11 protein-coding genes are annotated in these 11,192 nt (G+C 40.4%); 7 read left to right on the top strand and 4 right to left on the bottom strand.

The window, feature by feature from the left end:
- From L655_RS0112105 to L655_RS0112095, 3 genes are all read right to left on the bottom strand, one after another.
- Positions 1-986 (bottom strand): PH domain-containing protein (locus tag L655_RS0112105; protein WP_024605153.1); only part of this gene is annotated, 986 nt, incomplete at its 3' end.
- The gene (locus tag L655_RS0112100; protein WP_024592641.1) at positions 979-1,512 is read right to left on the bottom strand and encodes a PH domain-containing protein; all 534 of its coding nucleotides are present in this window, start codon (positions 1,510-1,512) and stop codon (positions 979-981) included. The genes L655_RS0112105 and L655_RS0112100, both read right to left, overlap by 8 nt.
- 29 nt (positions 1,513-1,541) lie before the next feature.
- Positions 1,542-2,390: a D-hexose-6-phosphate mutarotase gene (locus L655_RS0112095; protein ID WP_024605152.1), complete on the bottom strand. Its 849-nt coding sequence runs from the start codon at positions 2,388-2,390 to the stop codon at positions 1,542-1,544.
- A 427-nt stretch (positions 2,391-2,817) separates the two neighbouring features.
- Between L655_RS0112095 and L655_RS0112090 the strand changes: the two genes are divergently transcribed.
- From L655_RS0112090 to L655_RS0112060, 7 genes are all read left to right on the top strand, one after another.
- Positions 2,818-3,300, top strand: a complete 483-nt coding sequence (locus L655_RS0112090) for a MarR family transcriptional regulator (protein ID WP_007580457.1) — start codon at positions 2,818-2,820, stop codon at positions 3,298-3,300.
- Between the two features lie 99 nt (positions 3,301-3,399).
- Positions 3,400-4,722: a hypothetical protein gene (locus L655_RS0112085; protein WP_024605151.1), complete on the top strand. Its 1,323-nt coding sequence runs from the start codon at positions 3,400-3,402 to the stop codon at positions 4,720-4,722.
- A 127-nt stretch (positions 4,723-4,849) separates the two neighbouring features.
- Positions 4,850-5,245 carry a YbaN family protein gene (locus L655_RS0112080; RefSeq protein ID WP_007580453.1) on the top strand — a complete coding sequence of 132 codons (396 nt, stop codon included), beginning with the start codon at positions 4,850-4,852 and terminating at the stop codon, positions 5,243-5,245.
- 123 nt (positions 5,246-5,368) lie between these two features.
- Positions 5,369-6,001 (top strand): PepSY-associated TM helix domain-containing protein, encoded by a 633-nt coding sequence (locus tag L655_RS0112075; protein ID WP_024605150.1) that lies wholly within the window; start codon positions 5,369-5,371, stop codon positions 5,999-6,001.
- Positions 6,001-6,510, top strand: coding sequence for a DUF2271 domain-containing protein (locus L655_RS0112070; RefSeq protein ID WP_024596098.1), 510 nt, complete (start codon positions 6,001-6,003; stop codon positions 6,508-6,510). Before L655_RS0112075 ends, L655_RS0112070 begins: the two co-directional genes overlap by 1 nt.
- Before the next feature lie 34 nt (positions 6,511-6,544).
- Positions 6,545-7,390, top strand: coding sequence for a DUF4198 domain-containing protein (locus L655_RS0112065; protein WP_024605149.1), 846 nt, complete (start codon positions 6,545-6,547; stop codon positions 7,388-7,390).
- Positions 7,391-7,668: 278 nt separating this feature from the next.
- A complete protein-coding gene (locus tag L655_RS0112060; RefSeq protein ID WP_024605148.1) occupies positions 7,669-10,200 on the top strand; it encodes a TonB-dependent receptor in 2,532 nt (843 codons plus the stop codon).
- Between the two features lie 203 nt (positions 10,201-10,403).
- On the opposite strand, the gene L655_RS0112055 is transcribed toward L655_RS0112060, so the two are convergent.
- Positions 10,404-11,192, bottom strand: a 789-nt coding sequence (locus tag L655_RS0112055) for an IS66 family transposase (RefSeq protein ID WP_024604753.1), incomplete at its 5' end; no start/stop codon positions are given.

Here is an 11,192-nt window from a genome sequence, read left to right as displayed (position 1 = left end):
CCGCCGCTACTTGCTTGCAAGCACTCAACGGTAAATCGCTTTAGTAATCGCCCCATTAGGTTTTGCTTAATAACAATAGATTGCACCTTGTCCATGCTCATTGAAAGCTGATGGCGCTCTAACAAGCCAGCAATACGTTTAAACTTTTGACCTTTAAAATAAAGCTCAAAGTTATAAAAACGAATAAGCGACATAGTCACCGATAGCATCACCGCTACCAAAACTAGCAAAACAATTAAGGTGATCATCGCAAAAGTAGCAGCGCTGGCCAGCATACCAAGCTCTTGTTGGTAAAAGCCTTCTACTTTCGCAATAATTTGCTTCTCTAAAAAATCGATAATCAAGTTTATAAAAGGGGCAAAAGCAGCGATTGCTAAAATAGCCATATTCGACATTAAACCAAATTTAGCTATTTCTTTATTGCTAATGCTTAGGCTGTTTTCGATAATGTCTGTTTCGCTTTGTTCAGTATTTTGTATTTCTTGCTGTTGCTGCGCTTTAAAATCAAATATTTGTTTACGCATTTGCTGTGCATAATCTTTAGTGACGCCGGGTAAAACAACTTCTTGCGACACACTGCCAGCTGCATCAAAAATACAATTAACTAAGTTTACGGGGGTAAAATAAAATGGCTCGGCAATATTAACGTTTTGCACACGGCCAAATTTAAGCGTAAGTCGCTCTTTTTTAAATACACCTTTGTTAAGCAATATTTCGTTGTCGCTACTAATACAAAACTTAAAATTTAAATAATATAAAAATGAGTAAATAAGCAACGAAATTAGCGCAATCCCACCTGCAACCTGTGCCCAAAACAACTTATTTTCTACTTGAGTAACAAACACGACAAGCATAGGCAGTAAGTTTAAAAGGCCATCTTTTACAAAGCGCACACTAAAGTGCACAACAAAGTATAAAAGTGCCCAGGGCGATACTTTCTGCCAGTAAATAGGGCTCGCTTTATCTTCGATAGTTGTATTACTCATCGACTAAAGCTGCCTGAGTAGTTGCGTCGTCTTGGCGGTAGTTTTGTACAAATTGGCGCATATTTTTACAATCATCATGGGTTAGCCCACTAATTTGTAAATCGGCACTTACACCGCCAGCGCTAAATAATTTAATACTCGCAAGGCTAAGTTTTCGCTCTATTGGCCCTTGGTGTATTTCCATATGCTGTACACGCGCTAAAGGTAATACCGTCACTTGTTGCCAAATAACGCCTTTTTTAAAAGCAATGTCATGATTTCGCACTGCAAAACCTCGTAACCTCACACTTATTATGTTGTACGCCATAGATACGGCCACCAAAATTGGCATACCAATTAGCAAATACGTTTGTGCATTATTAGCAAAGGCTTCATTAAAATAACAAACAGCAATAAGCGCTCCAATTAGCGGTATATAAAACAGAAGCGAGCTAAGCTGTGTATGTAATAAGGCTCTATCAGCCAATGGCTTAAAGCTAATATCACTATGCTTTGGTAAATCCATTATTTGTTGATTGTTAAACACTATTTGTCCCTATTCCTGCTTTTGATTACTTACCAGCTAATGGTGGTTATTAAGGTGTGGCTTTGTTTTGGTTCAAGCGTTACTTTATCTGTCAATACGTTAGCAGCCTCTAAGCAGAGCATCGTTTTATACTCATCGTCAGCAAAATTAGATAAGCGCTTTGATTTTTCTATCCATGGGTTCCACAGTACACACGAACTTGAGTTTTCGCGGCTCACATTAATAACACCTTCTGGCGTATTAATAGTTTGCATTGTATTTGCTTGTGTATAAACCATGTCGGTTTCGCGATTAAAGCTTACAACATCATTTTGTACAAATGGCCCTTCACTAAACTCAATATATTGCGCACCTTGCAAACCATCTACATGGGTATTTGTAATGTCTGATGTAGGAAAATAGGTATGCAGCGCTTGAGTAAAGCTAAATGGCACACTCCCTAAGTTAGTAGTAGTTAAGCGAACCTGTAATTTATCGCTTAATACAAACTCAACTTTTAATGCTGACTGATGTGGCCAATACGTTGTATTAACTAGCTTCATAGGTAACTTTAAACTAACTGTAATTTGCTCATCAGATTCGTGTACTTCATCGGCTTGCCATACGCTTGTGCGCGCAAAACCGTGGGCAGGCCACCCATCATTAGCGTGTGTACCAAACCACGGCCAACAAATAGGAATACCGCCTCGAATACTCGCTCCTTCTTGATAGGTTTCCTCTTGTGAAACCCAAATAAGTGGCTTGTTATTTTTAGGGATAAACTCGGTAATTTGCCCACCTTGCAAAAATATTTTTGCGTCGCACTTTTCACTAGCTACTTTAATAAACTCAAGTCCGGATTCGCTTTGCTCAATGCTAACTGATGGCGATAATTTCATACCTTCCCCTATAATACTGATACTAAAGATTTTTAATGTTTACATCTAAACAATAATGCATGCTTAAAGTATACGCTATTGATATTAAATATTGATTGCTGAATTTGTTCATTGCCGATTAATACATATACAGTAAACTCACAAACAATTACTTTGTACTAACAGCTGTAAATGAATAATACTAAAGTCTATACAATAAGACTTGCCAATTATTCACAACATACGTACTGTGCGCAACTTAATGCACACAAGGTGCTAAGAAAATTTACCAATATTTAAACAATATAATTTCACATTAGTTACTGCTCTAACTATTAAAAACCAATAAAAGCGGGCTAAAGTACAATATATTATTTGAATTCAATTTATTTGATGTGTAACATTTCGCGATTACGGCAAACTACCGCCCCATCGACGAGATAAGCAAATGCAAAAATATGACGAGTTATTGGTTTCTTTACGTAAAGTTATCCGCGCGATTGACTTACATTCTAAGCAGCTAAATAAAACTTCGGGTTTAACTGGCCCACAATTGCTTATAATGCAAGAAGTTAAAAAAACCGATGGAATAACGGCGAGCCGTATTGCTCAAAATGTAAATTTAAGCCCAGCAACGGTTACCAATATTCTCGACAGAATAGAAAGCAGAAACTTAGTAACACGCGTACGCAGTCAAATGGATAAACGCAGAGTGAGCTTATACCTCACCGATAAAGGAAAAGAGTTACTTGATAAAGCACCTCAGCCATTGCAAGAACACTTTATTGAAAAGTTTTCTGCGCTTGCTGAGTGGGAACAGAGCCTTTTACTCTCATCAATGCAGCGTGTAGCCGCGATGATGGATGCAGATAAATTAGATGCATCGCCCCTTCTAGAAGTTGGTGCACTTACTCAAGCTCCTAAAGAATAAACAATAAAAAAAACACATAGTTTTGTACTTACTCTAAACGTAAGGCGTTTTCTGACGTCTTGAATTTTTTATTTTTTAATCACAAGCAGAGCGGCTATTATGACTAAACTCTCAAAATTAACACTAGCACTAGTCCTAGGTGGTGTTACAAGCACTTCTTATGCGTCTGATGATCTAGACACACTACAAAGCCAACTTAAACAGCTAAAGCAACAAATGCAACTGCTTGAAAATAAGTTAGCTGATGAAAAAACAAAACAACAGCAAATTAATAAGCAGCACGAACAACAAGTTGCAAACATCAGTAAAAAATCTGATCAAAAAGTAGTTGAAGTTGCCGCAGCTGAACCTGAGAAAAAAGATGAAGGCATTAAAGTTGGTGGAGCAATACGCTTTAATTACAGCACCAACACATACGATGAAGATACCCAAGATCGCGGTGGCGATTTTGATTTTGATATTTTCCGTATAAATGTATCTGGTGAAATTAACGATATTTCACTGAACGGTGAAGTACGTTTTTACGATTATATGACCGTTGTTAAATATGCTTACTTAGGTTACGAGTTTGCAGATGGCTGGGAAGGACAAGCAGGTATTGCACCCGTGCCTTTTGGTAATGGCCCATATAACTCACACAACTACTTTTTTAGTACTAACTACTATGTTGGCCTAGAAGATGACTTTGATTTAGGTGTAGTAGTAAAACGTAAACTTAAAGATAACTGGAAGCTAGACCTAGGCTTTTTCAAAAATGATGAGCTAGGTGGAGTAGACGGTGGTTCCGATAAAAGCAAGCGTTACTCTTACGATATAGTTGGAAGTGGTACTTATGATTCTGAAGCTGGGATTACTGAAGGTAACAATATTGGTGAATACAATACGTTTGCCGGGCGTGCGACGTATCAAATTGAGCACAGCAAAAATATAACTACCGATGTGGGTGTATCATTATTAAGTGGTGGCTTACATGACGGTAACGACCGTGCAGGTAACTACGGTGCATGGGCATTTCATGTTGATAGCACAATTAACAACTGGAATATCCAATTTCAACACGGTGAATACGACTACGACCTAGATGACAGTAGCGACCGTTTTGTTGTTGGTGCGTATGCTTATTACGATACCGTATCTAGCGAAGCAACTATGACTAACTTTAACGTTGCTTATAATTACTCGCTTGATTGGGGCCCAGTTACCGACATTCAATTTTACAACGATTACGGCATTATTTATGACAAGTCTGACGACAGCGCAGATACATGGATGAACGTAACGGGTATGAGTGTTGCTGCAGGTGGTTTCTTTAGTTACTTCGACTTTATTCAAGCACGTAACCAGCCATTTATTGGCGGAACAATTATTGGTGATGGCGATACAGAACGTCGCTTCAACATAAATATTGGTTACTACTTCTAAACTGTTAACCGCATTTATTTTTAAAAGGGCAAACTTAGTTTGCCCTTTTTTATTGATTTTAAGCTTCGAATTAATAGTGATTTAGCCTACAATTACAGATACCTGAGCACGCCTAAAAAGAGCCTAAGTGAATATAAAAGCAGTGTTTATTTGTTATAAAAACTTATGGTTTAAAGCGCTTGGCTTAATACTTGTAGCCTTGGGTATTATTGGCATTGTGTTACCGGTCATGCCTACCACTATATTTTTTATTTTAGCGCTCACCTGCTTTACTCGCTCATCACCCGCGCTTGAACAATGGCTGTTAAACCACCCTCGTTACGGTGTAACTCTGCAGCAGTGGCAAGCTCATAAAGTAGTGCCTGTTAAAGCCAAATGCTACGCCGCCATTGGCATGTTAATTGGATTTATATTTTTACTGTATTCAGCCGCCCCTATTTGGGTTATTTATCTCGTTGCAGTAATAGAAGTATCGGTAATGATTTACCTCATATTAAGACCTTCCAGCCCTCCTAAGCATTAAATATTCATTTTTTACCTGCATACACCTTTGTTTTAAAGTTTTTATGTAAAGATAAGTAAGTAAATTTGTAATAGCTAATGCAAATCATTATCATGTTGTAAATTTAATTTATTTACTGTTTTTATGTCGTTTATTAATAAGCGGGCTTTGTATAGTACAAGCCGTGCTCTACATATTTATATTTCTACAGCTTTGTTTTTTTTGCTTATTTTATTTTGCGTTAGCGGCATTGTGCTCAACCATATTGATTGGCTTAAAAACGATAAAAATAACGGCCAAGTAACGGCGGTAATTCCAGCTGAGCTAGTTACTAAAGCAAATGAACAGCTAAATACGCTGCCAACGCTTTACCCAGAAATAGAAGCTTACTTAGCCGAGCAATATGCACTTACAAAAGTAAAAAGCATTGAGTGGGAAAAAGAAGACGCGCTTGTCATGCTCGACTACCCACTGCCTGCAGGGTTTGCCTACGCAGAGCTTGATTTTATAACTGGCGAGTTAAACCTTGATTACCAAACAGGTGGCTTTTTAAGCCTCATTGGCGACTTACATAAAGGTCGCTACACCGGCAAGGTATGGAGCTGGGTAATTGATGTATCGGCCGTATTAATGATTTTATTTGCCATTACCGGCATGATTATTTTATTTCAAAATAGAAAAAAACGCTTAGCAGGAATATGGATAACCGTACTAGGAGTCGCAACTCCACTGGTTATTTATTTATGTTGGGTTCCACAAATAAAAGGAGTGTCTTAATGGTTAAATTTAAATTATTTATAAGCGCCGCATTACTGCTCGTAGCTGCGTTTTTTCAAACAACGGCGCATGCAAAAACACCACAGCTAGAGGTTGAATTAACGCTTCCTGACTTAGAAGTACAACCGTATCACCGCCCATACGTTGCAGTTTGGCTTGAAACACCAGAGCGCAAACACGTTACAACGCTTGCACTTTGGGTGCAAAAAGCAGAATGGTTTAAAGACTTACGCCAATGGTGGCGTAAAGCCGGTAAAAGCGATGCCAACTTTGACGGCATTAGCGGCGCAACAAAACGCGCAGGTACTTACACCATAAATTGGCAAGGTAATGATTTAGACGGTAACCCAGTAAAACCAGGTAAATACTTACTAAATATTGAAGTTGTACGCGAAGAAGGCGGCAGAGACTACACCCGCGTTGAGCTTGATTTAACTAAATCAGGCAAGCTGACAATTGATGGTAAAAACGAGTTTTCTAAAAGCTTCGTCACTGTAAGCACTAAGTAGCTGCTACTTAATCATTTGAATTTAAGGAAATACAATGAAAATTAATTTATTAAAAACGGCATTAATCGGCGCATTGAGCTTATCTGCTTTAGTGTCAACTTCAGCAAGTGCACACGGACGTTGGTTACTACCTTCGCATACATCTTTATCAGGCGATAAAGCGCATTACGTAATGATTGACGCAAGTATTTCAAACGAAATGTTTGCACCAGACAAAGCCTTTAAACCTAAAGAAAAAGGCGCCGAGTACGACGACACATTATTAATGGCACTTGCGCCTAATGGTGAGCCAGTATCTGAAACCATTCGTGCTTATTACTTAAAGCGTAAAAGCTCAGCTGCAGTAAGCTTAACAGAGCAAGGCACTTACCATATTGCAATGACCCAAAAGCCAATGTACATGACCTTCTATAAAAACGAAGAAGGTAAGCGCAAGCGCGTATTTGGTAAAAAAACAGACGCCGAGTTACCTAGCAATGCAAAAGATGTAACTACAACGAAGGTTGTTTCAACAGTAGATACATTTGTAAGCCGAAATGGCACCTCAAAGCCTGCACAGTTAGGTTTAGGCTTAGAGCTTAGCGGTCCAACGCATCCAAACGATTTATTTGTAGGTGAGCAAGCACGTTTTCAATTACTACAAGATGGTAAATCTGCTGGTGAAGGCATTGAAGTAAGTATTTTAAAAGGTGACACTCGTTACCGTAACGAGCGTGGCGAAGTAAAAGTAACTACCGATAAAAATGGTATGTTCACAATTACGTGGAAAGAGCCAGGCCTATACCTAATCGAAACCTCTAACAAGGTTACCGTAAATGAAGAAGGCGTAGACGCTGGCCGTTATGCTTTATTCACAACACTTGAAGTTGCGCCTGAATAATTTTATTCACGTAGGTTAGCACCTTATAAAGGCTGAGCACTTGCTTGGCCTTTATACTTTTTAATAACTTTTATCCACGCTCCCCTTGAATTCGCAACCATTCGACACAAGATTGCAACTGAAACGATCCAAACGTCTCTATCGTTCGTAAACACTGACCTTATGTGTTAACAACTTAGAATATCTTAGATAGTTTTTATCTTTGCACTAGGGTAGCCGCTTCTATATGATGCGCTCCTTCTAAAAATCAATAGTCAGCAGCCCTTAAGGGAATCAACATCATGTTAAAGCAATTATCAGCCAAAAAAGTAGCACTTAGTCTGGCCGTTACCTCTGCGCTTAGCGCGTCTTATTCACCAGCGTTTGCTGCTGAGCAAGACACACAAGCTCAAGAAAGTATTGAAGTCATTTCGGTTACTGGTACACGTAGAAGTTTACGTAGTATTGCCGAAAGTACCGTACCTGTAGATATTATTACCAGCGGTGATATGCAAAGTACGGGTCAGCTAGAAATAAGCCAAATACTAGCAAACCAAGTACCTAGCTTTAACTACCCAAGTGCCACTATGGGTGATGGTACTGACCATGCAAAACCAGCTGTTTTACGTGGTTTAGCACCCGATCACACCCTAGTGCTAATTAATGGCAAACGCCGCCATGCAGGCGCGTTATTAAACTTAGCGGGTGTTGTTGGCCGTGGCTCTACTGCTGTTGATTTAAACATGATTCCAACTTCAGCTATTAAACGTGTTGAAGTACTGCGTGACGGTGCTGCAGCGCAGTACGGCTCAGACGCCATTGCAGGCGTAATTAACATTGTACTTAAAGATGCCTCAGAAGGCGGTAGCGTAAGCGTAACTTACGGTAAATACGATACACAAATGGCTGGCGTATCTCAGCTAGAAAGCACCTATGCAGATGCTAACGGCGACTTAGCGTTTAATACCGGTGGCGACAGAGAAGTAAACGACGGTGCAACACGCACTGTTAGTGCAAACTCTGGTTTTGCGTTATCTGATAACGGCTTTGTAAACGTATCAATTGAATACCGCGATAACGACTCAACGCAGCGCTCAGGCTTTGACCCACGCGAACAATACAGCCGTCTTGATGATGGCAGCCTAGACCCACGCGAATTTACTATCGATCGTTACAATCACCGTTTTGGTAAAGCTGACCTTGAAGATTACGCGTTGTTTTACAACATGGGTTACGATTTAGATAACGGCTTAAACCTTTATTCATTTGGTAGCTACTCAAAGCGTGAAGGTAATTCAGGTGGTTTTTACCGCCGAGCAAAAGACAGCCGTAACGTTTTAGAAGTGTACCCAAATGGCTTTTTGCCGCAAATTGAAACCGATGTACAAGACTACTCATTTGCACTGGGCTTAAAAGGCGAAACTAACGACTGGACATGGGATGTAAGTACCAACTACGGCCGCAACGACTTTGGTTTTGGTGTTGTAAATAGTATTAACACATCACTAGGTGCCGACAGCCCAACTGAATTTGATAACGGTGCACTGGTTTACGATCAGTTTTTAGTAAACGCAACGGCCAACACCACACTCGATTTAGGCTTACCTGATGACGTATTTTTTACCGTAGGTACTGAATACCGCCACGAAAGCTACAAAATAGAGCAAGGTGAAGAAGCATCTTACATCACCGCACTTGACAGCGACGGCAACCCAATTGCAGCCGGTGGCGCGCAAGTACTTGCTGGTTTTGGACCAGAAAGTGCGACTGACGAAAGCCGTCATAACATCGCTTTATTTGTTGAGTTTGATACCTACTTAACAGAAAAATGGAACGTCGTTTTAGCGGGTCGTTATGAAGATTACAGCGACTTTGGTGACACATTTACTTCTAAGCTTGCTTCGCGTTACAGCATTACTGAAAACCTATCACTGCGCGGTGCAATTAGCACAGGTTTCCGTGCGCCATCTTTAGCGCAAAGCTCGTACCGCCAAATCTCTACTGTACTTGAGAACAACCAACCATTTGAAGTTGGTTTATTCCCAACCGATTCAGCCGCAGCGCAAGCACTCGGTGCTCAGCCGTTAGATGCTGAAGAGTCAGTAAACGTTACTGCGGGCTTTATGTACACGCAAGGCAGCTTTAGCTTAACCGTTGATGCGTACCGTATTGATATTGATGACCGTATTGTATTGTCTGAAAACTTAGAGGGCGATGCAGTTGTTGAAATACTACAAAATGCCGGTGAGCTAAACACCGAAAGCGTACGTTACTTTACCAACGCTATCGATTCACGCACGCAAGGTGTAGATATAGTTGCCACTTATAACCTAGATTTAGACAACTTAGGTGATTTACGCCTAAACGTAGCCGCTAACTTTAACGACACCGAAGTAACACACGTAAACGACAACCCAAGCGAACTTAACTCACTAGGTGACGACTACGTAGTGTTTGCACGTCGTGAAGTAGGTCGCTTTGAAGAAGGCACGCCAGATAGCAAATGGAATCTATCAGCAGTGTGGAACTTTAACGAATGGCAAACAACGCTTCGTGCCACACGTTATGGTGAAGTCGCTGATATATCAACCACAGCTGATCGCGATGAATACCTAGACCCTAAGTGGATCACCGACCTAGAAGTGGCATACCGTCCAGACGAATATTGGAAATTTGCCGTTGGTGCAAACAACTTATTCGATCAATACCCACAAGCAACTGTGGATAACATTGGTTACTCTGACTTTGGCCAAATATTCCCGTACACCCCGTATGCACCTTACGGATTAGACGGACGCTTTTTATACGGTAATATTACTTACAGCTTTTAATTAGTTACCTAATAAAAGCTGAGCAATTATAAAAGGATGCATCGCGCATCCTTTTATTAATAATTAGTTATTTTAACCACTTATTAGTATTTCAACTTTCATAAAAAACAACCACCCTATATAAAACAACAGCTTACATTTCGGCCTCATTTTTGCTCTATATTGTTTATATAAATACAAAGTGAGCGTCTAGCGAACTACACCTATGTTTTAAAATTCCAGGGTAACAAGCTGTCGATATCGGGCTCAGGCTGGCACAGTTCATCAAGGCAAGCACAGATGTAATTAAATGGGATTAGACCATTTATCTTGGCGGTTTCCACAATGCTGTAAAGGGTGGCACTAGCATGGGCACCGTTAGCCGTTTGGCTAAATAACCAATTCTTTCGGCCTATCACAAACGGTTTTACCGCGCGTTCTGCTCTATTATTATCGATGCTAAGTCGGCCATCATCAACATAGCGTATGAGCTTGTGCCATTGATTTGCCAGGTAATTAGCTGCCTCTATCAGTTTGCTGTTCCCCACTAAATTTGGCTGATCCTGCTCAAGCCATATTTTTAGCTTGCTAAGAATAGGCAGGCTAACCTCTTGTCTTGCCGTATATTTGTCATCCACACTTTTATCTTTGATGCGTGACTCAACGCCGTACAGTTTTTGGATAAGGCTCAATACCACATCCGCTTTGCCGGTTTTGTTTTTACCTTGTAGCTTTTTCGCGTCGATAAATTTACGACGAGCATGCGCCCAGCAGCCAATTAAGGTTGCCTCTGTTCTGGCATAGGCTTGATAGCCATCCACGTGCAAGTACCCTTGATATCCATCAAGATAATTGACCACGCAGGCGGCCGCGCGACTATTGTGGAAGTCGTAAAGTACGATATTAGGGATGGGATTATTCGGGTCTGGTGAATCTCGACCCGAGCAATACACCCACATGTAACTGTTTACTTTGTCCGATTTCACCACCTTTAATGGCGTTTCATCGGCAAA

The sequence above is a fragment of the Pseudoalteromonas sp. TAE79 genome (assembly GCF_000498015.1).
Taxonomy (GTDB): domain Bacteria; phylum Pseudomonadota; class Gammaproteobacteria; order Enterobacterales; family Alteromonadaceae; genus Pseudoalteromonas.
Note: the sequence above shows the minus strand (reverse complement) of the source record. Positions and strands in the feature narration are given on the sequence as shown.

Excerpts from the sequence above, each read along its gene's own strand:
- L655_RS0112075 (WP_024605150.1), top strand. The coding sequence starts at position 5,369 with ATGTCGTTTATTAATAAGCGGGCTTTGTATAGTACAAGCCGTGCTCTA.
- L655_RS0112085 (WP_024605151.1), top strand. The coding sequence starts at position 3,400 with ATGACTAAACTCTCAAAATTAACACTAGCACTAGTCCTAGGTGGTGTT.
- L655_RS0112065 (WP_024605149.1), top strand. The coding sequence starts at position 6,545 with ATGAAAATTAATTTATTAAAAACGGCATTAATCGGCGCATTGAGCTTA.
- L655_RS0112090 (WP_007580457.1), top strand. The coding sequence starts at position 2,818 with ATGCAAAAATATGACGAGTTATTGGTTTCTTTACGTAAAGTTATCCGC.
- L655_RS0112095 (WP_024605152.1), bottom strand. The coding sequence starts at position 2,390 with ATGAAATTATCGCCATCAGTTAGCATTGAGCAAAGCGAATCCGGACTT.
- L655_RS0112070 (WP_024596098.1), top strand. The coding sequence starts at position 6,001 with ATGGTTAAATTTAAATTATTTATAAGCGCCGCATTACTGCTCGTAGCT.